Below are 21,172 nucleotides of genomic sequence, written 5' to 3'. Positions count from 1 at the left end.
CGAAGACCGGCTGCTCAAACGGAAAGAGTGTCAGCATGCCGGCCCCTTCCTTTCGGGCGCAAGCAGCCGGTGCATAACCCCTCCTATCGGCGGAAGAGCTGGCAAGGTCACGATGCACGGCATAGTCCATGTCAACGTCACTCTCTCGCTGGTCACCGTGGTCTTGCTTCGTCCGGTTGACTCTGCGGCTGAAAGAACCCGCAAAGACTGGTCGGCATCAGCGTTGCTGGTCGGCAATCCAGTTGTTCACCCGTGTTTCAAGCAACGGCATGGGCAATGCACCCCCGCCCAGTACGACGTCATGGAAGCCGCGAATATCAAACCGGTCACCCAGCTCCGTTTCCGCATGCCGGCGAAGCTCCCCAATTTTCAGCATGCCGATTTTGTAAGAAGTTGCCTGCCCAGGAAACGTGAGATAGCGGCGCACTTCTGAGCGCACAGCGCTCGCCGGGATGGCCGAGTTATCAAAAAAGAACTGCTCAGCCTGTTCCTGGGTCCAGCCTTTCGCGTGCAGGCCAGTGTCGACCACCAGTCGGATGGCCCGCCACATCTCGGCGGTCAGACGGCCAAAGTTCCGGTACGGATCTTTAAACTGCCCCATTTCCCTGGACAGCTTTTCCGAATAGAGCCCCCAGCCTTCGGAGTAGACCGAGAAGAACGCCTGAGTGCGGAACGTGGGCAGATCAGTGAGTTCCTGGGCAATGGAAATTTGCATATGGTGACCGGGGCTGCCTTCGTGGTACGCGGTGGTTTCCATGTCGGTTTTTGAATAGCCGCTCATGTCCGACATGTGCACGTAGTACACACCCGGCCGGGAGCCGTCCGGCGTGCCGGGAGAGTAGTGCTGCGCCCCGCCGTCCACTTCGCGAAATGCTTCTACCCGCTTCACTTCCAATTTCGCTTTCGGCAAGGTGCCTAAGTACTCGGGCAGCTTCTGCTCGATTTCAGCGAGAAATGCTCGCGTATCGTCAAGATAAGCTTCGCGCCCCTCATCGGTATTGGGGTAATAGAACTGGGAATCGGTACGTATGAATTCGAAGAATTCCTTCAGGTCACCGTCGAAACCCACTTCGTCGCGAATACCGTCCATCTCCGCCAGGATGCGTTGCACTTCCGACAGGCCCAGCTGATGCACGTCGTCAGCAGTCATCGGTAGCGTGGTATACGTTGCGAGCTGGTGGTTGTAAAAGGCCTCGCCGTCCGGCAATGCCCATACACCGCGGGCCTGTTCATCCGCATTGGGCATGTCGGCGTTCAGCCAGTCGATAAACCGGTTGTAGGCCGGGTAAAGTTGTTCGGTCAAAGCCGCGGACACGTCATCAAGAAGCGCACTGGCGGTGTCTGCATCAATTAGCTTGGCGGCCGCCAGCGCGTCAATCTTGTTCTTCGCATCACCGAACAGCGCTGAATCGGGGCCATCGCCGAACGGCTGACCCGTGGTCACTTTCGCCGCCCGCTCTATCGCTGTCGCGTAGGCAAATCGTGGTGGCCGCACACCGTCGGCCGCCTTGCTCTTGGCCATCATCGTGACCTGGTCCATGGCGCGAGACGCACCGCCGATGCGGGCGATGTAGGCACGCATGTCCGCTTCGTCATCCACCTTGTGAAAGTTGATCAGGAAAGAAGGGAGCGAGTCTTCCCAGCCACCCAGCTCACCGAACAAATAACCCTGGCGCATGAACTCCAGGTCTTTGACCGCTTTCTCCGCCTGGAAGACCCACAAATCGAACGATTCCTTGCCCAAGGCGGTGAGCGCGTTGCGGTCAAACTGCGCCTTCATTTGCTGAACCGTGTCCATTCCCCACGCCGCCTGATCGCGCGCCGCCTGCTCGCTTACATCGTCTATCTCGTCGTAAAGGTCCTTGCGGCCGAGGCTGGTCAGTTTCATGGGGCTGAACTGAAGTTGCTCCTCAAAGCGTTCGTCCAGCCAGCGATTGAGCCGTGCTGTTTCTGCGTCGTCCGGAGCCGTCATAGCGGCTTCACCGGCCACCTGATTATCAGCAGCAGCGCCGGCTTGCTCTGCAGCCGGATCCGTTTTGCCGCATGCCGTCAGCAATGCGGCCAGCGTCAGTGCTGCAACTAAGCCTTGCATTTTGAAGGTATTCATCAAGGACTATCTCCGAAAATGGCGAATATCAGCCTCAAATCGTGACACGATTTGCATACGCTGTCGAAAATAGAAGTGTCTGACGTTCGCCGCGGCGGCAGCCAGTTATCGATTGTTATTGGCAGGTTGCGGGCTTCAGCGTAGAGTAGCGCATCGCCGCTTTATTGAGCCCTCTTGGACGCAGTCTTCGTTCTCCCGCCCGCTCCGCCGCCCTCTCTCGAAACCCTGAGCAGCGGCCTCGAGCAATACGGTTTTGTCGTGCTGCCTGACGGTCTACCGCGGGACGTCACGCAGGCGCTCGTCGATTATGCGGCCCGGCTGGGCGCCGACGGCTACCACGCAGCCGCCGTCGGCAGGGGGCCCGAACAACAGCGTAACCCCTTCGTCCGGCGCAACCGAGTCCACTGGCTGGATGAGCGTCACCCGGCCCTCGCGCCCTGGCGCGACTGGTCGGAGTCGCTGCGAGTTCATCTCAACCGCAGGTCGTTCATGGGCTTGTTCTCGTTTGAAAGTCACCTGGCGCATTACCGCCCGGGCGATTTCTATCGTACCCACGTCGATGCTTTCCGCGGTGAAGCCAACCGGATGGTCTCCCTCGTTTGTTACCTTAACGCGGACTGGAAAGATGGCGACGGCGGCGAGTTGATCCTGTACACCGACCAGGGGACGATAACGGTACTTCCAACGCAAGGCACTGTGGCCCTGTTCCTGTCCGAGGAAATTCCCCACGAGGTGAAGCCGGCGCGACGCGACCGCTACAGCGTTGCGGGCTGGTACCGCCTGAACGGCTCCTCGCCGGATCGCGTCGACCCGCCGCGATAGTCAAATCAAGGGGGCAGTGAAGTGACCCTGACTAATCACTGAACCACGGGAAACCCGGGGGTCAATAGCGGTCGCTCACTCCCTGAATTCAATATTCGTCAGTTCTGGAAATCTCAAGGCAATTGAGCGGCAGTTATTCCAATGCTCATCGCGGAACTCCGAACGTCATCAATCACTTTTCAAACGATTATCAAGATAGTAGCGCACGGCGTTCTGGACGTGCCTGAACCGGTCTCCACCAAGATGCTTCCCGCCGTACCAGCGAGTAACCACGACGATATGGTTTCGAAGCCCCTCCCTTTCCAGCATTCCAGCAATCAACATGCCGGCACTGGCTTCACCGTCATCATTTTTGACCGGGCCTGAACTTCCCACGAATGCCCAGGTATTGTGGGTCGCTCTCGCAAACTTCTTTTTACGGCAGAGAGTCTTAACAAAGATTCTCGCCTCTTCTGGAGAGTCACATGGACCGCCTGACACCGAATACTTTGAACCGCGATCGGCGATGATTCCGTCAAATATTTGCATAGAGTCCATGAGCTAACGGGCCGTGAGTATAGTTTACGGCCAACCGCGGCCGTTGCCTTTTCGCTGAAACGCTATTCACTGGCGTTATTTCCTTTACGTATTCCGCTTCCAAACCATCGAGTCGCTATTGTCCCGCCAACCATCAACAGTAACGTGCTTGCTCCAATGATAGTTCCAATTGCTGCGAGAACCCTCGGTCCGCGACATGCCAAATGCGCTGCCTAACGACTGAGCCCACCCGTGCGTGACGAGGATTGACTGGAGCGGCAGCGCAAGGTGGGCCGGGACAAGTGACGGGTGCAGCGCATTTTTAGGCATCAACTCATCAATGCCTACCCAGAAATCCAACAATCTCCGCCACCACTCCAGCAAGAGCGTCAGTCGTTGCCTGTAGCTGCGCTTTCAGCACAGTTTCCCGAAAGTTGACATCGGTGCCGCTCTGTTGCGATTCAAATGTCTTAAGAACTACTGATGTGAACGGTACCAAACCGGTCCTCGTATCCAGAAGCACGGCCTCAACTCCGCAATATGCTTTGGATCGGTTCGCCGCGAAAAATCGATACCGCTCAAAGTTTCGACAGTAGCTTCGATAGACGAGCAAAAGATCAGCTTGATACCTCGCCGCTGCTTCTCGCAAATGCGGTACTGACTTTTGTTCAGGTATCAAAATCGAGGGCAAGTACGACACATCGTATACGCGGGGTGACGATTTGAGTCTTTCCAAAACTTCCGCTCGCATTTGGTCCGAGGCCACCGACAATTCTTCGGACCACCCCGACCACACCTCCCGACCGAATGGTATCAATGCGATCCGGCCAAGCTTCGGTGGCGAGTAGTCAAACTCCAAAATGCGACCAATCGCCTCGTCTGACAGAACGGCTGCGTCGGCAGAAAACAACGAACCAACGGACGGCTCAGCAATATCCGCACTGTAGTATTCGGCTGGTCGGACACCGGTGGAAATGGGCGTGCCACATCCCGCCATCACGAGCAGAACAAAAAACACGGTAATTATTCGAATCACTGCAAATCTCCCCTGATTCCAAACGACTAAGCTCAGTCGCACTTGACGCAGGTCGCCTTGAGCGGCGGCGCAAGGCGGGCTCGGTCAATTGACGGGTGCAGCGTACAATTAAGCTGCACAGTGAGGCGCATCTAACGGATGTTTCCCACGAAGCGAACGTTCGTTAAGCAAAATGCGAACCCAATTCGATGTCTCCTTTCGGCCATTAGCGGACTGGTCAATCGTACTTATTCGCTTATCGGATCTTGTCAAATCTGAATCCTAGCGCCCGCCATTCCTGTTCTGTCTCGTGGAGACTTACCCTGAACATGAGCACACTATTGTCGGACATCTCCGTTTCGTAGAACAGCGATATGGAATCTGGAACGTCAGCGTGCTCCTCATAGAATTGCGCTCGTGTAAATTCAAATTTAGTCGGCGAGCCGAATTCGGTTTCTAATTCGCGCTGAAATTCTTCGAGTTGGGCGACCGTCACGAAATCTCGGAGCAGTTTAGAGCTGTTCTCCAAAATCGTTCCCGCCTCTTGCGAAAAGAAGTCCTGCGCCCATTTCATGCCCATTGGTTCGAGTTCCAGAAACAGCGACTCTTTTGACGCATGTTTCGCTGCAAGCTGTGGTATGTAAGCCTCAAACTGGCTCTTGAGGTCTTCGAGATTCTCAGAGACAGCATCGACTGAGCGATTATATGTGATCCGATAGCTGGGTTTGTTATCGGATGACCTAACGAAATATCCGAGCTGAATTCCATGAGAGGTTTCTTCATTAAGCGCCAAAATCTGATGCGCCAAAAAGCGAGGGTCGTAGTACATCAGATCCTCAGCTAATTTGGTGTTCCGTTCGTCGTCCGCGTAATGCGTGATCTCTATGTCTTGCGTTTCCATGTACTTATAGTTACAGGCGGCGATGAAGACGCCAATGGCGGTTAGCGCCGCGAGAGTTATCGTTTTCAATTGTCGATCCCCAATCGTACGATGTATGAAGTCTGGTGAACCGAGGCAACGAAATATCCGCAATTCGCAAACGACCGCAACGGGTCAGTAGCAGCCGGTCGGACCTAATCCAAGCGAACGTCCGCTCTCGGGTACATAGAAGAAACTCGGACACGACACTGCTTCCGTTGCAGCCTAACGTCTAAGCTCACCCGCACTTGACTCAGACCGCCTGGAGCGGCAGTGATGAGATGGACTCCTCCCGGTATTCCCGGCATCGCGATGTGCCAACATTCGGGTGTGAAATCATGAATGTTCCTTACTCAGGAGGAGTCCGTCATGGAGTTTACGACGATTGCTGTCGATCTATCAAAAACCGTGTTTCAGGTTTCCCTGGCCGATCACCGTCATCGCATCGTTGGCCGCCGACGCCTTAACCGGCGCCAGTTTTCCCGGCTGCTGGCCACCACACCACCGTCCCGGTTGGTGATGGAAGCCTGCTCGACCGCGCACTACTGGGCTCGCGTAGCGCTACAGCATGGTCACCAGGTCAAACTGCTGCACGCGCGCTACGTACGGCCGTACGTGCGTCGCAATAAAACCGACGCTGCCGATGCCGATGCCTTGCTGCAGGCCGATCAGGACCGCGAACTCAAACCCGTTCCGGTGAAGAACGAGCATCAACAAGCCCTGCAAAGCCTGCACCGCATCCGTGCCCAGTGGCAAAAAGCCCGCACCGCCCGCATCAACAGCGCGAAAGCTCTGCTGGCCGAGTTCGGCATGACCTTGCCCCGCGGCAGAGGCAAGCTCAGCCATTGTTTGCGGCTCGCCGCAGAAACCTTGCCCTACCCGTTGCAACGCTCCTTCCACGAAGTTATCGATGATATCGGGACCCTCGATGAGCAGCTGAAACGACTTGACCGTGACCTCGCGGCACTTTGCCGTCAGGAGCCCGATGCCGCGCAACTCGAAGGCATCAGCGGTGTGGGTATCGTCACGGCGACCGCGTTGATCGGCCGGGTACCGGATATCCATGCCTTCCGGCGCGGACGCGCCTTTGCGGCCTGGCTGGGTATTACGCCCCGTGAACACAGCACCGGCCGCCGACGACGACTCGGCGCCATCAGCAAACAAGGCGATCGTTACCTGCGAACCCTGTTAATACACGGTGCACGTTCGGCGCTGCTGGCCGCCGCCAGGGCCAGCAATCGCGGTGCACCGCTTACCCGGCTGCAACGCTGGGCTCTCGCTACCCAGTTGCGCGTCGGTCACAACAAGGCCACGGTAGCACTCGCCAACAAGATGGCACGCATCGTCTGGGCCGTCTGGACACAACGCAAACCCTTCAACGGCGACGACGCTCTACGCTTCACCCAATAACCTTGCTTTTCCTACCCGAGGCTGCGACACGCTCACGCGTTCATGAACAATACGGTACTCCGTACTGCCTGTAAGGCCGATAACAATGCCGTGCCTCGAGCACATTGCAGTGACTGGTCCGGGCAGTGCGGTTCTCATGATGGCCCGGCGGCAAGCTCGCCAACTTCGAGGCCGAATAGACGATTGCAGCCGTATTCTTGTCCGATAGGCGTTAACAGTTGACAGAGGAGTCCATAGACGCATTGTTAGGCGTCACTGCCGTAGAGCTCTTCGTACGTCGGATCGACATGCTCCCATCTTACCTCTTGCTCAGTTAGATAATCACAGACTGCGGCGAAGTCGCACTGTGGTTGCACGTTTATGACGATGAATGTCGACGTGGCTCCTTCCCAGCCGCAATCCATGTCTTGAAGCTGATCGAGAATCGCTTGTGACCGCGTCGAAGTATTGTGCGATTCGTCCAGGATGATTCGAAGAGTACTGTTTCCGGACTTCTCTAGGACTTCAATTAAGTATGGACGCGTATCGTCTTCGTACTTTGGTTCACACCTAAGAATGTCCTCAAAGGATACGCCGTAAGCATAGAAAGGCAGGTTCCGAAGGAGATACCGATTCCCACCAAGATGCTCGGCCCACGGAGTCTCTACGTCTACAGTCCCATCCTCCTGTGCCTGTTCAATGACAATCTTTGCGAGTTTCGCGCCGTCCACGAATGACGCCTAACGTCTAAGCTCACACGCACTTGACGCAGGTCGACTGGAGCGGCAGCGCAAGGCGGGCTGGGTCAAGTGACGGGTGCAGCGCAATGTTAGGAAGCAGTCGTGGAATGCTCATTCGCCGTTTCTCTCAGTCATCCATCCGATTCGTGTTGGTTCCAGAGTTTCAAGTTCGAATGAAATTGCATAGCCCAAATGAGACGGAGCTTCACAAGATGGGTTCTTTACTGGGCCGCCGAGAATCATACACCCGTGGTACTTCGAGAAGACTACCTTGTTTGAGATTCTCTCGCAGTGCGAATCGAGGACCGGCCAGTTTTCCAGGAGATAATCCTTGGCTGCAATTCGCAATTTTTCAATGTCAGTTCGAGACAATTTGCAGAGCTTAGGTTTATCCGATTCAAAGGTCTCTGATTCTTTCCCCTCTGGCCCCGGAAGCGTATCTCCAATTTCGATTGATTCAATAGCTGCATCTGTGTCAGTGGGCACATTTGCCTCTTGAACAGAGACACAACTTGCTACCAACACACAAATGGCCGGGATCGACTTCCATGCAACGCGAAGATTCATCCTGCTACCTAACTATAAGTAGTGAGCAAAAATGCGATGTGTAAATGCATAAAAAACTCAATTTGTCGGGTGGAGAGGATGTGCAAGTTTTTGATTAGCTTACAGGTGCGGTTTGATATGTTGCGTATAAAACGGATGAAGAAATTGCGATGGCACGGATGCTGCTGGATGCTGTTCGAGACACGCTGCGGCTTCACCACTATAGCTACCGCACTGAGGAATCCTATCTGAAATGGATACGCCGTTACATCGCCTTTAATGGCAAGCGGCACCCGCGGGAGATGGGAGCCGAAGAAATACAGGCCTTCCTGAGCCACCTGGCCACTCACGGTCACGTCGCTGCATCCACACAAAATCAAGCACTTAGCTCCATTCTGTTCCTTTACAAAAAGGTTCTGGCGGTGGAACTGCCCTGGATGGACGAGGTGGTGCGGGCACGGCGGCCGGTGCGGGTTCCCATCGTTCTATCGCAGGCGGAAGTCGCGCGCATATTGCAGGCGATGTCCGGGCGGCATTGGCTGATGGCGAGCTTGCTGTATGGCAATGGCTTACGGAAACCGAATGCTTACGGTTACAGGAACTGCTCGGCCACGCGAGCGTCAAGACCACCATGGTGTACACCCACGTACTGAAGCGCGGTGGTCGAGCGGTGCGCAGTCCTGCAGATCTGTTGGGTTCTATCGTTGCGGATGCGTCGGCTTACCCGGCGCCTTTGTAGGCGGGCCGAAATGCGCCGCGCACATCAGCCGAGTTTGCGTATACCTACCGCGTGGCGAATCTGCTCCAGGTACGGAACCGAAAACTCTCGTGCACGCTCGGCACCCTTTTTGAGTTCCTGCTCTATTACAGTCGGATCGTCGATGAGTCGCTGATACTCTTCGCGCGCTGGCTTGATGTGTTCGTTAACGTACTCGAACAGTTTCTGTTTCATTTCGCCCCACGCTATGCCGTTGGCGTACAACTGCTCTACTTCGCTGACTTCGCTGTTTGATGCAAAGGCTTTGTAGATATCGAACAACGTAGACCCTTCGGTGTCTTTCGGCTCGCCGGGTTCAAGGCTGTTCGTCTTGATTTTCATAATCAGCTTTCTGAGCCTCTTTTCATCCGCGAACAACGGAATCGTATTGTTGTAACTCTTGCTCATCTTGCGGCCATCCAGTCCGGCCAACGTTGCGGTATTGCCATCTATTTCCGCTTCCGGCAGCACGAACGTTTCGCCGTAGTGATGATTGAAACGCCCCGCGATGTCGCGCGCCATCTCCACGTGTTGTTTTTGATCGCGGCCGACCGGCACCTTGGTCGACTTGAACATCAGGATATCCGCCGCCATCAGTATCGGGTAGCTGTAGAGCGCCATCGTCACGCCCTTGTCCGGGTCGCTGCTGCCGTTCTCTTCGTTCGCCTGCACCGCCGCTTTGTACGAATGCGCGCGGTTCATCAGGCCCTTGGCCGTCATGCAGGTCAGTATCCAGGTCAACTGCGGAATCTCGGGAATATCGGATTGCCGGTAGAACACGGCATTCGAGGTATCCAGCCCGAGCGCCAACCACGACGCCGCAATCTCCAGTGTGGAGCGAGCGATTTTCTCCGGGTCTTCCGCTTTGGCCAGCGCGTGCATGTCGGCAAGGAAATAGTAGTTCTGTTTCGACGGATCTTTGCTGGCCGCGATTCCCGGCCTGATCGCGCCAACGTAGTTGCCGATGTGCGGTGTCCCGGTCGTGGTAATGCCGGTGAGGTAAATATCTTGAGTCATAAATTAGTAGCCAGCTGCCTGTCCGTCTTTACGTGATTCCGATGCGCCATAATACACGCGCTCCTTCGCATCCCACATGATTGCCTGATAACCACCGTAGTCACCCTGCCGGTCCGTGACGTCATGTCCCATCTGCCGGAGTTTTTCCCGGGTGGCATCGCCAATGCCGCTTTCCAGGTACACGCGTCCTCCGTCGGTCATGACGCTGTCCGTCGGCTGCGACGATCCCGTATGCCGGATGCGCGCCGCATCCCCGGCCTCCTGCAGGTTCATGCCAAAGTCGATCATGTTGATCAGTATCTGCGCGTGTCCCTGCGGCTGAATGGAACCGCCCATCACACCCAAGGTCATGAACGGTTCGCCGTCTTTCATCACGAAGGCCGGAATAATCGTATGGAACGGCCGCTTGCCGGGCTCATAGACATTGGCATGCTCCGGGTCCAGGCTGAACAACGCTCCGCGGTTCTGCAACATGAAACCAAGGTCGCCCGGCGCCATACCCGAACCAAGGCCTGCGTAGTTGCTCTGTATCAGCGACACCATATTGCCGTCACGGTCTGCGACCGTCATGTAGATCGTGTCACCGTGCTCAATCGCGATGTCACCAGCCGGATACGTATCTGCCGCCTTGTCGGCGGCGATCAGCTTGCGCCGCTCCTCGGCGTACGCTTTAGACAACAGCTGTTCCACCGGCGCGTTGTAGAACGCCGGGTCGGCGTAGAACTTCGCCCGGTCTTCGTACACCAGTTTCTTGGCTTCCACGAACGTGTGGATGTACTCGGCGCTACCGAAGCCCATGGCCGCGAGATCGTAACCTTCGAGGATGTTCAGCAACTGCAGTGCCGCAATGCCCTGCCCGTTCGGCGGCAACTCGAATACCTCATAACCGCGGTAGTTCGTGGACACGGGTGTTGCCCAGTCCGACTCGTGCGCCGCGAGATCCTCGTAGCTCAGAAAGCCGCCGTTCTCCCGCATGTAAGAGCCGATCTTGCGAGCGATCTCACCTTGGTAAAACGCGTCCCGGCCACCCTTGGCAAGTTGCCGGTACGTCGCTGCCAGTCGCGGATTGCGAAACATCTCGCCCTTGGCGGGTGCCCGTCCATTGGGCATGAATGTCTCGGCAACACCCGGGTACTCTGCCCGGCTCTTGAGCCCCTCCGCCCACAGGCTGGCGATCACCTCTGTGACTGGAAAACCGTCTTCCGCGTAGGCAATGGCTGGGGCGAGCAGTTCCGTCATGGGCAAACGCCCATAGCGCCCATGCAGTATGTACCAGCCATCCACGGCCCCCGGCACACTCACCGACAAGGGGCCGAGGTACGGCACGCCAGACAGGCCCTGCTCGCGGAAATGTTCAAGGCTTAAACTCTGCGGCGAGCGGCCAGAGGCGTTCAAGCCGGTCAGTTCGCGACGCTCCGCATCCCAGACGATGGCGAACAGATCGCCGCCTATGCCGCAGCCGGTCGGCTCAACCAGTCCCAGCACCGCATTTGCGGCAATGGCCGCGTCGACTGCACTGCCGCCCGCCTTCAGCACATCCAGGGCGACCTGGGTCGCCAGCGGCTGGCTGGTAGCGGCCATCCCATGAGGCGCGATAACCTCCGAACGTGAGGCGAAAGCTGCGCCACTGCCGCGGTCGTACCCGTGTGACGCCGTACTCATGATCAATATTCCTGCAAGCGACGTTAAACGGCTCATTCCCGGTCTCCGTTTCAAGTCAGTCCGGCGGTCGTTCGTCCGGACACGCCCGCACCATCAGTCTTCGGAGGAGGCCTGAATGATGCCTAGAATAACCGGGGATTGAAACCGCCCCTGCGCGGTCCCGCCCGCACCGGATCAGGCCGAGAGAGCGGGCAAACTGCCATGCCTGCGAGTATGATGAGCGTATGGATACCAACGAAACCAACAGCACTCGGATGGCGACCCACTACGCTGAGCATGTTCAGGAACTTGAACATCGACACGACCTTGCGCTCGATGTCTCCGGTGGCAGTCACGCGGTCATTTTTTCAGGCGCGCCGAAACTGCGCTTCCTCGACGACTACACCTACCCGTTTGCCGTCAACCCGCATTTCGCTTCCTGGTTGCCCCTGGCTGCAACTCCGTACTGCTATCTCGTGTACACGCCGGGTGAAACGCCTGTATTGATCTACTATCAGGAAAAAGATTACTGGCATACGCCACCTGCCGCGCCTGAGGGTTACTGGACGGAGCACTTCGATATCCGCATCGTTCATGACCTCGACGACGTCAGCCAACACCTGCCGGTCGCGGGCCAGAAGTGCATACTCATCGGCGAAATTGACGAGGCCGGTCAGGCACACAATATCGAGCGCGTTAACCCAACATCGGCGCTGAACCATCTGCATTTTTCCCGGGCCCGGAAAACTGCCTATGAACTCGACTGCCTGCGCGCGGCTTCACGCCGCGGTGCACGCGGGCATCGTGCGGCGGAACGCGCGTTTCGGGCCGGCAAGTCCGAGTTCGATATCCATCTCGACTACTGCCGGGCCGTTGCACACACCGAGAAAGAACTGCCTTACGGCAACATCATCGCGCTGAACGAGAATGGCGCAGTGCTCCACTATCAACACCAGTCACGCGAAGTACCCGCGGTACTGCACTCGTTCCTGATTGACGCGGGAGCAACTGTAAACGGCTACGCATCCGATATCACACGTACCTACGCCTACGTTGACGACGAGTTTGCCGAACTCATCGCACGCATGGACGCGCTCCAGCAAGGCCTCGTCGCCGAGGTACGGGCGGGGGTTAACTTTGCCGAGCTGCACATAGAAACGCATCGACGTGTTGCGGCCCTGCTCACGGAACTCAAGTTCGCCACGGGCAGTGTCGACGCCTTGATCGAGAGCGGCGTGACAGCCGCCTTCTATCCCCACGGACTTGGTCATCTTCTGGGTCTGCAGGTGCACGATGTCGGCGGCTTTCTGGCGGATGAACACGGCAACATTATCGACCGCCCCAGCGGCCACCCATTCCTGCGCCTGACTCGCACGCTGGATGTCGATCAGGTCTTGACGATCGAACCCGGGCTATACGCAATCGACATGTTGCAGAAAAATCTCGTCGGCACACCGGCACACAAGATGGTGAATCAGGAACGGGTCCGCTGGTTACAGAAGTTCGGCGGTATTCGCATCGAAGATAACGTACGGGTACTCGCAGACGGGGCCGAAAATCTGACACGCGATGCGTTCACGGCCCTGGACTAGACCTCCGCCTTGCGCTTTACGGCGACCGGCGACCGGCGACCGGCGACCGGCAGTAGTCTGATTCAAGCGTCGAATTAAACAGCCCTGGCCCGACTACGGGGCAAGCTCATCCATTGTTGCTGCCAGCGCAAAATCGCGCTCGGATATCCCTTTGGCCTCGTGCGTGGTCAGCTGCACTTTGACCTTGTTGTACACATTGAACCATTCCGGGTGATGGTTCGATTTTTCGGCCACCATTGCGGCCCGGGTCATAAAGCCGAACGCATCGACAAAGTTCGCGAAGTGAAACTCACGCGTCAACTTGCCATCCTGCAATGACCAGCCAGGCAGGTCGCGCAAGCGCGCATGAATATCGGTATCACTAAGCTTTTCAACCATGAGGTACTCCATTGGATTTTGGGCGATGCGGCCGAGCAGCGCGTGCTCAGTCGTTGTCGGCTTTCGCCCGCATCTGTTCTTTGAGTTGCCGTTTCACGGCACGGCCCCGGCGTTCCATCAAGGGCCGCAACAATCGGGCCACGCCGGGGAACAGGTAATTGACGTGGGTTAACAAACCGCTGGCCGGGGGCATTGATCGCTCGCGTTTATCATTAACGGCAAGCTTCATTATCTCCACAGCCACTTCATCCGCCGTGCTCAGCGGCTGCGAGAAAGTGATATCAGCAACGATATCAATATTGTCCATGATAAAGCCGGTGTCGATAGGACCCGGCGACACCGCCGCAAGCTTGATACCGGTTCCCGCCAGCTCCTCGCCGAGACCGAAAGTAAAAGCGCGCAATGCAAACTTGCTGGCGGAATAAGTTGCAGCATTGGCCAGCGGCAAACGGCCCGCAAGCGATGCCACGTTTACAATGGCGCCACCGCCGGCTTTTTCGAGATAGGGTATGGCGGCTCGACTCAGCAGTATCGGCGCTTTGATGTTCACGTCGATCATCCGCGCGAGGTCCTCCGGAGTCTGCCGGAGTACCGGCCCTCGGGCATGAAAGCCTGCGTTATTGATCAGGTAGTGAATTAACTCGAACTCGTATTCCGCCTTCTTGAACAAATTCATACAGGCATCGGGATCGCAGACGTCCATCGCCACGATCATCACACGGGTTTGGGGCCGCAGTTCCTCGGCGATGACTTCGAGGTTTTTCTTGTTCCGCGCAACCAGCACCAGGTTCGCTCCGGCGGATGCAAAACGGCGTGCCGCCGCGGCACCTACACCGGCGGAACCACCGGTTATGATGACGGTCTTGTTTTTAAATGGGTTGCTTGCGTCCACGTGCAGAGTCTACCCAATTTTTCCGGGCAGCATACCGTCACTGTGGGTCATTTTCAGCGCCAGATCAGGCACGCCTGGGAAACGGTTGTGCGTGCATGGCCTTCAGGAAGTGCACCAATGCGGTTGGGTACGGCCGTCCAATCAAAGGCCTAAAAGCCCAGGTAGCCTTTTATTTTCCGCCACCACGACGATTCCCAGCCATACACCTCGAGCTGATCGGGATCGAAGTTGGTGCTGGGGTAAACAGTAGAAGGTTGGATAACTTCGTTGGCCGCGTCATCGCCGGGCCGCATCTCCAGCCTGCCCCGCCGGGCATCGCTGCTATCGGTCAAACCGTCCACCGCGAGGCTGAGATAGGGCAAGACTTCATCGTCGACGATGTCATCAAGAAAAACGGCATCAGGATCAAACGCATCCTTGCCCAGTACAACGCATTCCGTAAATTCCTTGCTCATGTCGTTGCCCATCTACCCATTGCCAGACTGCCGAAAACCCTAACGAAGGCCGGAAGCGGATGCTGTGCGGCAACTCACATCGTTGGCAGCAACGGTTATTTATCACGACTTTTCAATAAGTTATGGGACCTCCTGCTGTAGCAACCAGCGGTATGTGGTCCAGCTGTCACCACCCTTATGTCAAAACCCGGCGAACCCTCTAAACCGTCCGCGGATACAAGCGTTCGGAAATATTCGCCAGGCACAAAAAAGCCGGGCTGGGCCCGGCTCTTAAGTATCTCTATACGGCAGCGATTATTCGTCGCCACCCGCCTCTGTAACCGGCTTCTCGACCAGCTGGACGATAGCCATCGGCGCCGCATCGCCCGGCCGCGGACCGGTCTTCAGAATGCGCAGGTAACCGCCAGGACGTGCCTTGAATCGCGGACCGAGATCCGTGAACAATTTGCCGACTACTTCTTTGTCGCGCAAACGATCAAACGCCAGACGGCGATTCGCTACACCGTCTTCCTTGGCAAGGGTGATCAACGGCTCAACAACCCGACGCAGCTCTTTGGCTTTTGGCAGGGTGGTCTTGATCGTTTCGTGACGCAGCAGCGACGCCGCCATGTTACGAAACATGGCTTTGCGATGAGAGCTGTTGCGGCCGAGTTTACGACCGGATTTTCTGTGACGCATGGCGTGGGCCTTTCAAATTTCGAGGAGCAGGAAATCCTGCTCCGACTGTATTAACAATGATCGAACCGTACGGCATTAAACCGCGAGGTCATGCTCCGGACGCAAGCTCGCCGGCGGCCAGCTTTCAAGGCGCATACCAAGACCCAAACCGTGGCCCTCCAGTACTTCCTTGATTTCTGTCAGCGACTTCTTGCCCAGGTTCGGCGTACGCAGCAATTCAACTTCCGTACGCTGCACCAAATCACCGATGTACATGATGTTCTCGGCTTTCAGGCAGTTTGCCGAACGTACGGTCAGCTCAAGCTCGTCAACCGGACGCAGCAATATCGGATCAACCTGATTCTCGGCGGTCGCACCGGTGCCTTCTTCCTGACCTTGCAGGTCAACAAAGACCGACAACTGGTCTTTGAGGATGCTGCCGGCTCGGCGAATAGCTTCTTCCGGATCGATGGTGCCGTTGGTTTCGATGTCGATGATCAGCTTGTCGAGGTCGGTACGCTGTTCAACGCGCGCCGCTTCAACGTCGTAGGTAACCCGGTGTACAGGGCTGAACGACGCGTCAAGCATGAGTCGGCCAATCGGACCAGTCTGTTCTTCGAAAGCCGGGCGCTGTGTAGCCGGACGATAGCCGCGGCCGCGCTCAACTTTCAGAATCACGTTCAGCTGACCTTCTTTCGTCAGTGTTGCAATGACGATGTCCGGGTTCATGATTTCAACGTCATGATCGAGCTGAATGTCAGCGCCAGTTACCGTGCCAGGGCCTTTCTTCGAGATACGCAATTCAGCCGTCTCCCGATTGTGCATCTGCACAGCTACCTGCTTGAGGTTCAGCAAGATGTCGACTACGTCCTCCTGGACGCCCTCGATGCTGGTGTACTCGTGGAGTACGCCCTCGATCTCGGCTTCAACAATTGCTGCTCCTGGCATGGAAGAGAGCAGAATTCGACGCAGCGCATTACCCAGCGTATGACCGTAACCGCGTTCGAACGGTTCGATCGTTACCTTGGCGTGTAATTTGTCCACCGGCGTGACTTTCACAACGCGCGGCTTCAGAAATTCGTTCACAGATACCTGCATGGGTTACTACCCTCCTGACTATTTCGAGTACAGCTCGACGACCAGGTTCTCGTTGATGTCCGGCAGGATATCTTCCCGCGCCGGCAACGATTTCAGTACACCTGCCATCTTCTTCACATCCACATCGACCCAATCAGGCAAACCCACCTGACCAGAAATTTCGAGCGCGCTTTGGATACGAAGTTGCTTCTTCGCTTTCTCACGAATACCAATGGTGTCACCGGCATTCAGTTGCAGCGAAGGAATATTGACCACCTTACCGTTAACCTCGATGCCTTTATGGCTGACGAGTTGACGTGCTTCAGCGCGTGTTGACGCGAAACCCATACGGTAGACGACGTTGTCCAGACGACCTTCGAGCAGGCTCAGCAGGTTCTCACCCGTGGAACCCTTCAAACGGGCGGCTTTCTTGTAGTAGTTGCGGAACTGTCGCTCCAGAACACCGTACATGCGACGCAGCTTCTGCTTCTCACGCAACTGCAAACCGTAGTCCGACAGACGTGGTCGACGCTGAGCGGCGCCGCCAGGCGGAACCTCCAGCTTGCACTTCGACTCGAGCGGACGTATGCCGCTCTTGAGAAACAGATCCGTGCCTTCGCGGCGCGACAGTTTACATTTTGGTCCGAGATATCTTGCCATTACCTAAGCCTCTACACGCGGCGTTTTTTCGGCGGACGACAGCCGTTATGCGGAATCGGGGTTACATCCTCGATGCTCTGAATGCGAAAACCGAGCGAGTTCAAAGCTCGCACTGCGGATTCGCGACCTGGACCTGGCCCACGTACTCGAACGTCGACGTTCTTCACACCGAATTCCAGTGCAGCACGGCCAGCCTTTTCAGAAGCTACCTGTGCAGCGAACGGTGTCGACTTACGAGAGCCACGAAAACCACAGCCACCAGCCGTCGCCCAGGAAAGCGCATTGCCCTGCCGATCGGTGATCGTAATGATCGTGTTATTGAAGGAAGCATGAATGTGCGCGATCGCGTCGAGCACATGCTTTTTAACCTTCTTCTTAGTTTTCGTATCTGCCATGTCTATAAATGCTCTGTTCTTCCCTATTCCTGCGCCAGCCCGGACTTACGGTATGTAAGCCACGTACGCCGGCAGCGGTACGGGAATTAAAAAAACCTTATCGCTTAATCGGACGACGCGGGCCCTTACGGGTGCGCGCATTGGTCCGGGTACGCTGGCCACGCAGTGGAAGTCCACGGCGGTGACGAATGCCCCGGTAGCAACCGAGATCCATCAAGCGCTTGATGTTCATCGATGTTTCTCGACGAAGATCACCCTCGACTTCAAAGTGTCCAACGGCGTCACGAATTTTTGCCACTTCCGGTTCCGCAAGATCTTTAACCTGCGTTTCGGGAGCAACACCCGCTGCGTTGCAAATCTGCTTCGCGCGCGTTCTGCCAATTCCGTAAATAGACGTCAATGCAATCACGACGTGCTTATTCAGCGGTATGTTTATGCCTGCTATACGAGCCACTTGAGTTACCTTTCTGTTAGCCCTGACGCTGCTTATGACGAGCGTCTGACGTACAAATCACTCGTACAACACCGTTGCGGCGAATGACCTTACAGTTTCTGCACATTTTCTTAACTGATGCTCTAACTTTCATGAGCGCTCTCCCAATACCGCCGACGAATCAGCGAACCGAACCACTGCGACCGTAGTTCCGCAGATTGGCCTTTTGCATCATGCCCTCGTACTGATGACTCATTGCATGAGCTTGCATCTGCGACATGAAATCCATTGTTACGACAACCAAAATCAGGAGCGACGTACCACCGAAGTTGAACGGAATGCTCGGGTAGAACATTCGGAACACTTCCGGCAACAAACAAACGCCAGCTACGTACAAGGCGCCCCAGAACGTCAGGCGCGTCAGCACCCGATCGATGTAATCCGCTGTCTGTGCACCTGGCCGGATACCCGGAACAAATGCGCCTGACTTCTTCAAATTGTCAGCCGTGTCTTTCGAATTGAAGACCAGCGCCGTATAGAAGAAGCAGAAAAAAATAATCATCGCGCCGTACAGCAGCACGTATATAGGCTGACCCGGACCAAGATTGGCGCCCAGGGTCTGCAATGCACGTTGCGCGGCATTCGGTTCGGCGGCCTGGCCAAAGAACTGTGCAATGGTGGCCGGGAACAACAGAATACTGGACGCAAAGATCGGCGGGATAACACCCGACATATTGATCTTGAACGGCAGATGCGTGCTCTGCGCGGCAAACATCTTTCGCCCTTGTTGCCGCCTGGCGTAGTTCACCGTGATGCGCCTTTGCGCGCGCTCCATGTAAACCACGAAGATCGTGACGGCAATACCACCGAGCAACAACAGGATGGCAGTAATAGAAGACATCTGACCGCTGCGAACCAGCTCAGCCGTACCAGCCACCGCTGCGGGTAAGCCCGCGACGATACCGGCAAGAATGATCATCGAAATACCGTTACCAACACCGCGCTCAGTGATCTGCTCGCCGAGCCACATCAGGAACATCGTACCGGTCACCAGCGTGATACACGCAGTGATCAGGAACGCCATCCCCGGGTTAACCACCACACCGGGTTGACTCTGCAACCAGGATGCCGCCGCAACCGACTGGAACATAGAAAGACCAACCGTGCCGTAGCGCGTGTATTGGGTAATCATCCGTTTGCCGGATTCACCCTCTTTACGCAGCTGCTGCAGCGACGGCACGATCATGCTCGCCATCTGCATGATGATCGAGGCAGAAATGTACGGCATGATGCCGAGCGCGAAGATGCCAAAGCGCGCCAGGGCACCGCCCGAGAACATATTGAACAGCGCGAGCATGTTGCCGGCTTGCTGGTCAAAGAATGATGCCAGAGCCGCCGGATCCACACCCGGAACAGGTATGAACGTACCTGCGCGGAACACAATCAACGCGCCCACGAGGAACGCCAGCCGAGATTTGAGCTCGCCCAGTTTTCCTGCGGATTTCGCCGCAGCTGCCTGATTGTTAGTGGTCGGCTTTTTGGCCATTACAGTTCTCGTGTCTTTGCTTAAGCTTCGATGCTGCCGCCGGCGGCTTCAATCGCAGCGCGGGCACCTTTGGTAACAGCCAAACCCTGAGTCTTGACTGCCTTTTCAATCTTGCCGGACAAAATCACTTTGACCTTGGTCACGCGTGCCGGCACCAGGCCAGCTTTCTTCAGCGCGTCCATGTCAACGACGTCGTCTTTAACCAGCGCAAGTTCGTGCAACCGCAGCTCGGCGGTATTTGCCGCCATGCGCGAGTTGAAACCAACCTTCGGCAAGCGACGCTGCAAAGGCATCTGACCGCCTTCGAAGCCCACCTTGTGGTAGCCGCCGGAGCGCGCGTGCTGACCTTTGACGCCTCGGCCAGAAGTCTTACCCTGGCCTGCGGAATGTCCACGACCCAGGCGTTTGCCTGCAGGCTTGGAACCCTTTGCCGGGCTAATGTCGTTCAGACGCATGTCACACTTCCTCAACTGATACGAGGTACGAAACCTTATTGATCATCCCGCGATTCTCAGGCGTATCCAGCACGGTCACGCTCTGACGAATCTTGCGCAGGCCTAGACCAGCGACACACGCTCTGTGGCTCTTCAACCGGCCAAACCGGCTTTTCGTGAGCGTCACTTTCAATTGCTTGGGGTTCGCCATCGTTCTAATCCGTTTAAAAATCTATCCGAGCGGCAGCCTGTATCAGGCCAGGATCTCTTTTACCTTCTTGCCGCGTTTGGCCGCGATTGAACGCGGCGAATGTATCTGTTTTAACGCACTGATCGTTGCCCGTACGACGTTGATCGGGTTCCGCGAACCGTAGCTCTTGGCAAGCACGTTACGCACGCCGGCACATTCGAATACAGCGCGCATCGCGCCTCCGGCAATAACGCCAGTACCTTCAGAGGCCGGTTGCATGTACACGTAGGTCGCACCGTGGCGGCCTTTCTTCGCGTATTGCAGCGTATCGCCGTTCAGATTGACCTTGATCATGTCTTTTCTGGCTGACTGCATCGCCTTTTGTATGGCGATTGGCACTTCGCGTGCCTTGCCGTAGCCGAAACCTACACGGCCGTTGCCATCACCAACCACGGTCAGCGCGGTGAAACCGAACTGACGACCACCCTTGACCACCTTCGCTACGCGATTAACGGTGACCAGTTTTTCCAAAAGGTCGTCAGAACTCTGATTTTGATCGTTTCTTGCCATAGTGTTGTCCCGGCCCGCCTTAGCGGTTACCAACAATCCTTAATCTCTTAGAATTTCAGTCCAGCTTCGCGTGCCGCATCAGCCAGCGCCTTGACGCGACCGTGATAGCGGAACCCGGAGCGATCAAATGCAACCGTGTCGATACCGGCGGCTTTCGCTTTTTCTGCGATGCGCGCGCCTACGATAGCAGCAGCCTCGGTGTTGCCAGTGCTCTTGGTATTCTTGCGTACGTCTTGCTCCACCGTCGATGCGGCAGCCAGTACCGTGCCGCCATCCGGCCCGATAACCTGCGCATAGATATGCCGCGGCGTACGGTGCACGGTCAGGCGATTGACAGCCAACTCCGCGATTCGAGCGCGTCCCTTGCGGGCCCGACGCTGACGATTTTGCTTCTTGTCCAGTTTCATGACGTTCTCGTCCGTTT

26 protein-coding genes are annotated in these 21,172 nt (G+C 56.4%); 4 read left to right on the top strand and 22 right to left on the bottom strand.

The features are described from left to right. Positions 1-217: 217 nt before the first annotated feature. Entirely contained in the window at positions 218-2,107 is a 1,890-nt protein-coding gene (locus tag BA177_RS05095; protein WP_231892486.1) for a DUF885 domain-containing protein, read from the bottom strand. Between the two features lie 174 nt (positions 2,108-2,281). Here BA177_RS05095 and BA177_RS18750 point away from each other — a divergent pair, with 174 nt between their 5' ends. Next, positions 2,282-2,929 carry a 2OG-Fe(II) oxygenase gene (locus BA177_RS18750; protein WP_068613711.1) on the top strand — a complete coding sequence of 216 codons (648 nt, stop codon included), beginning with the start codon at positions 2,282-2,284 and terminating at the stop codon, positions 2,927-2,929. A 168-nt stretch (positions 2,930-3,097) separates the two neighbouring features. Here BA177_RS18750 and BA177_RS18320 read toward each other — a convergent pair whose 3' ends face one another. The 3 genes from BA177_RS18320 to BA177_RS05075 form a co-directional block, all read right to left on the bottom strand. Then, positions 3,098-3,457: a YigZ family protein gene (locus BA177_RS18320; protein WP_082990280.1), complete on the bottom strand. Its 360-nt coding sequence runs from the start codon at positions 3,455-3,457 to the stop codon at positions 3,098-3,100. A gap of 325 nt (positions 3,458-3,782) precedes the next feature. Further along, entirely contained in the window at positions 3,783-4,481 is a 699-nt protein-coding gene (locus BA177_RS05080) for a hypothetical protein (RefSeq protein WP_082989880.1), read from the bottom strand. Positions 4,482-4,716: 235 nt separating this feature from the next. Further along, positions 4,717-5,430: a hypothetical protein gene (locus BA177_RS05075; protein ID WP_068613704.1), complete on the bottom strand. Its 714-nt coding sequence runs from the start codon at positions 5,428-5,430 to the stop codon at positions 4,717-4,719. A 291-nt stretch (positions 5,431-5,721) separates the two neighbouring features. Here BA177_RS05075 and BA177_RS05070 point away from each other — a divergent pair, with 291 nt between their 5' ends. After that, positions 5,722-6,789 (top strand): IS110 family RNA-guided transposase, encoded by a 1,068-nt coding sequence (locus BA177_RS05070; protein ID WP_082989879.1) that lies wholly within the window; start codon positions 5,722-5,724, stop codon positions 6,787-6,789. A gap of 245 nt (positions 6,790-7,034) precedes the next feature. Here the strand turns inward: BA177_RS05070 and BA177_RS05065 are convergent, their stop codons facing one another. Beyond that, entirely contained in the window at positions 7,035-7,499 is a 465-nt protein-coding gene (locus BA177_RS05065; RefSeq protein WP_082989878.1) for a DUF4265 domain-containing protein, read from the bottom strand. 120 nt (positions 7,500-7,619) lie between these two features. After that, on the bottom strand, positions 7,620-8,075 hold the full coding sequence (locus tag BA177_RS18535; protein WP_156762702.1) for a hypothetical protein: 456 nt from the start codon (positions 8,073-8,075) through the stop codon (positions 7,620-7,622). Between the two features lie 149 nt (positions 8,076-8,224). On the opposite strand from BA177_RS18535, the gene BA177_RS05060 reads away from it, so the two are divergent. Next, entirely contained in the window at positions 8,225-8,707 is a 483-nt protein-coding gene (locus BA177_RS05060; protein ID WP_068613701.1) for a phage integrase N-terminal SAM-like domain-containing protein, read from the top strand. A gap of 110 nt (positions 8,708-8,817) precedes the next feature. On the opposite strand, the gene trpS is transcribed toward BA177_RS05060, so the two are convergent. Together trpS and ggt are read right to left on the bottom strand one after the other, a co-directional pair. Further along, positions 8,818-9,828: a tryptophan--tRNA ligase gene (trpS, locus tag BA177_RS05055; protein ID WP_068613698.1), complete on the bottom strand. Its 1,011-nt coding sequence runs from the start codon at positions 9,826-9,828 to the stop codon at positions 8,818-8,820. 3 nt (positions 9,829-9,831) lie between these two features. Continuing rightward, complete coding sequence (ggt, locus tag BA177_RS05050; protein WP_068613696.1) at positions 9,832-11,526, bottom strand: gamma-glutamyltransferase; 1,695 nt, start codon at positions 11,524-11,526, stop codon at positions 9,832-9,834. Between the two features lie 188 nt (positions 11,527-11,714). On the opposite strand from ggt, the gene pepQ reads away from it, so the two are divergent. Beyond that, positions 11,715-13,061: a Xaa-Pro dipeptidase gene (gene pepQ, locus BA177_RS05045; RefSeq protein WP_197493340.1), complete on the top strand. Its 1,347-nt coding sequence runs from the start codon at positions 11,715-11,717 to the stop codon at positions 13,059-13,061. A gap of 93 nt (positions 13,062-13,154) precedes the next feature. Here the strand turns inward: pepQ and BA177_RS05040 are convergent, their stop codons facing one another. From BA177_RS05040 to rplR, 14 genes are all read right to left on the bottom strand, one after another. Then, the gene (locus BA177_RS05040; protein ID WP_068618922.1) at positions 13,155-13,439 is read right to left on the bottom strand and encodes a 4a-hydroxytetrahydrobiopterin dehydratase; all 285 of its coding nucleotides are present in this window, start codon (positions 13,437-13,439) and stop codon (positions 13,155-13,157) included. Between the two features lie 46 nt (positions 13,440-13,485). Then, positions 13,486-14,331: an SDR family NAD(P)-dependent oxidoreductase gene (locus BA177_RS05035; RefSeq protein WP_068613693.1), complete on the bottom strand. Its 846-nt coding sequence runs from the start codon at positions 14,329-14,331 to the stop codon at positions 13,486-13,488. Between the two features lie 149 nt (positions 14,332-14,480). Further along, positions 14,481-14,786 (bottom strand): hypothetical protein, encoded by a 306-nt coding sequence (locus BA177_RS05030; RefSeq protein WP_156762701.1) that lies wholly within the window; start codon positions 14,784-14,786, stop codon positions 14,481-14,483. A 294-nt stretch (positions 14,787-15,080) separates the two neighbouring features. Then, positions 15,081-15,464 carry a 50S ribosomal protein L17 gene (gene rplQ, locus BA177_RS05025; RefSeq protein WP_068613687.1) on the bottom strand — a complete coding sequence of 128 codons (384 nt, stop codon included), beginning with the start codon at positions 15,462-15,464 and terminating at the stop codon, positions 15,081-15,083. 75 nt (positions 15,465-15,539) lie between these two features. Then, the gene (locus BA177_RS05020; protein ID WP_068613686.1) at positions 15,540-16,541 is read right to left on the bottom strand and encodes a DNA-directed RNA polymerase subunit alpha; all 1,002 of its coding nucleotides are present in this window, start codon (positions 16,539-16,541) and stop codon (positions 15,540-15,542) included. 18 nt (positions 16,542-16,559) lie between these two features. Then, a complete protein-coding gene (gene rpsD / locus BA177_RS05015; RefSeq protein WP_068613682.1) occupies positions 16,560-17,180 on the bottom strand; it encodes a 30S ribosomal protein S4 in 621 nt (206 codons plus the stop codon). An 11-nt stretch (positions 17,181-17,191) separates the two neighbouring features. Next, positions 17,192-17,575, bottom strand: coding sequence for a 30S ribosomal protein S11 (gene rpsK / locus BA177_RS05010; RefSeq protein ID WP_068613679.1), 384 nt, complete (start codon positions 17,573-17,575; stop codon positions 17,192-17,194). A 97-nt stretch (positions 17,576-17,672) separates the two neighbouring features. Further along, a complete protein-coding gene (gene rpsM / locus BA177_RS05005) occupies positions 17,673-18,029 on the bottom strand; it encodes a 30S ribosomal protein S13 (RefSeq protein WP_068613676.1) in 357 nt (118 codons plus the stop codon). A 16-nt stretch (positions 18,030-18,045) separates the two neighbouring features. Continuing rightward, positions 18,046-18,162 (bottom strand): 50S ribosomal protein L36, encoded by a 117-nt coding sequence (rpmJ, locus tag BA177_RS18315; protein WP_082989877.1) that lies wholly within the window; start codon positions 18,160-18,162, stop codon positions 18,046-18,048. Positions 18,163-18,189: 27 nt separating this feature from the next. Then, on the bottom strand, positions 18,190-19,554 hold the full coding sequence (gene secY, locus BA177_RS05000; RefSeq protein WP_068613672.1) for a preprotein translocase subunit SecY: 1,365 nt from the start codon (positions 19,552-19,554) through the stop codon (positions 18,190-18,192). A 20-nt stretch (positions 19,555-19,574) separates the two neighbouring features. Next, positions 19,575-20,009 (bottom strand): 50S ribosomal protein L15, encoded by a 435-nt coding sequence (gene rplO / locus BA177_RS04995; protein WP_068613670.1) that lies wholly within the window; start codon positions 20,007-20,009, stop codon positions 19,575-19,577. Position 20,010: 1 nt separating this feature from the next. Further along, complete coding sequence (gene rpmD, locus BA177_RS04990; RefSeq protein ID WP_068613668.1) at positions 20,011-20,199, bottom strand: 50S ribosomal protein L30; 189 nt, start codon at positions 20,197-20,199, stop codon at positions 20,011-20,013. A gap of 42 nt (positions 20,200-20,241) precedes the next feature. Then, positions 20,242-20,748 (bottom strand): 30S ribosomal protein S5, encoded by a 507-nt coding sequence (gene rpsE, locus BA177_RS04985; RefSeq protein ID WP_068613665.1) that lies wholly within the window; start codon positions 20,746-20,748, stop codon positions 20,242-20,244. Positions 20,749-20,795: 47 nt separating this feature from the next. After that, positions 20,796-21,149: a 50S ribosomal protein L18 gene (rplR, locus tag BA177_RS04980; RefSeq protein WP_269465652.1), complete on the bottom strand. Its 354-nt coding sequence runs from the start codon at positions 21,147-21,149 to the stop codon at positions 20,796-20,798. Between the last annotated feature and the right edge of the window lie 23 nt (positions 21,150-21,172).

It is taken from the genome of Woeseia oceani (genome assembly GCF_001677435.1).
Classification (GTDB): domain Bacteria; phylum Pseudomonadota; class Gammaproteobacteria; order Steroidobacterales; family Woeseiaceae; genus Woeseia; species Woeseia oceani.
The sequence above is the reverse complement of the archived record's forward strand: the minus strand, read 5'-3'. Positions and strand labels throughout refer to the sequence as shown.

Coding starts and splice junctions, on each gene's coding strand:
- BA177_RS05060 (WP_068613701.1), top strand. CDS start 8,225: ATGGCACGGATGCTGCTGGATGCTGTTCGAGACACGCTGCGGCTTCAC.
- BA177_RS05030 (WP_156762701.1), bottom strand. CDS start 14,786: ATGAGCAAGGAATTTACGGAATGCGTTGTACTGGGCAAGGATGCGTTT.
- BA177_RS05070 (WP_082989879.1), top strand. CDS start 5,722: ATGTTCCTTACTCAGGAGGAGTCCGTCATGGAGTTTACGACGATTGCT.
- rpsE (WP_068613665.1), bottom strand. CDS start 20,748: ATGGCAAGAAACGATCAAAATCAGAGTTCTGACGACCTTTTGGAAAAA.
- trpS (WP_068613698.1), bottom strand. CDS start 9,828: ATGACTCAAGATATTTACCTCACCGGCATTACCACGACCGGGACACCG.
- rpmJ (WP_082989877.1), bottom strand. CDS start 18,162: ATGAAAGTTAGAGCATCAGTTAAGAAAATGTGCAGAAACTGTAAGGTC.
- rplO (WP_068613670.1), bottom strand. CDS start 20,009: ATGCGTCTGAACGACATTAGCCCGGCAAAGGGTTCCAAGCCTGCAGGC.
- rpmD (WP_068613668.1), bottom strand. CDS start 20,199: ATGGCGAACCCCAAGCAATTGAAAGTGACGCTCACGAAAAGCCGGTTT.
- ggt (WP_068613696.1), bottom strand. CDS start 11,526: ATGAGCCGTTTAACGTCGCTTGCAGGAATATTGATCATGAGTACGGCG.
- rplQ (WP_068613687.1), bottom strand. CDS start 15,464: ATGCGTCACAGAAAATCCGGTCGTAAACTCGGCCGCAACAGCTCTCAT.
- BA177_RS05040 (WP_068618922.1), bottom strand. CDS start 13,439: ATGGTTGAAAAGCTTAGTGATACCGATATTCATGCGCGCTTGCGCGAC.
- BA177_RS05020 (WP_068613686.1), bottom strand. CDS start 16,541: ATGCAGGTATCTGTGAACGAATTTCTGAAGCCGCGCGTTGTGAAAGTC.
- secY (WP_068613672.1), bottom strand. CDS start 19,554: ATGGCCAAAAAGCCGACCACTAACAATCAGGCAGCTGCGGCGAAATCC.
- rpsK (WP_068613679.1), bottom strand. CDS start 17,575: ATGGCAGATACGAAAACTAAGAAGAAGGTTAAAAAGCATGTGCTCGAC.
- BA177_RS18535 (WP_156762702.1), bottom strand. CDS start 8,075: ATGAATCTTCGCGTTGCATGGAAGTCGATCCCGGCCATTTGTGTGTTG.
- BA177_RS18320 (WP_082990280.1), bottom strand. CDS start 3,457: ATGCAAATATTTGACGGAATCATCGCCGATCGCGGTTCAAAGTATTCG.
- pepQ (WP_197493340.1), top strand. CDS start 11,715: ATGGATACCAACGAAACCAACAGCACTCGGATGGCGACCCACTACGCT.
- BA177_RS05095 (WP_231892486.1), bottom strand. CDS start 2,107: ATGAATACCTTCAAAATGCAAGGCTTAGTTGCAGCACTGACGCTGGCC.
- rpsD (WP_068613682.1), bottom strand. CDS start 17,180: ATGGCAAGATATCTCGGACCAAAATGTAAACTGTCGCGCCGCGAAGGC.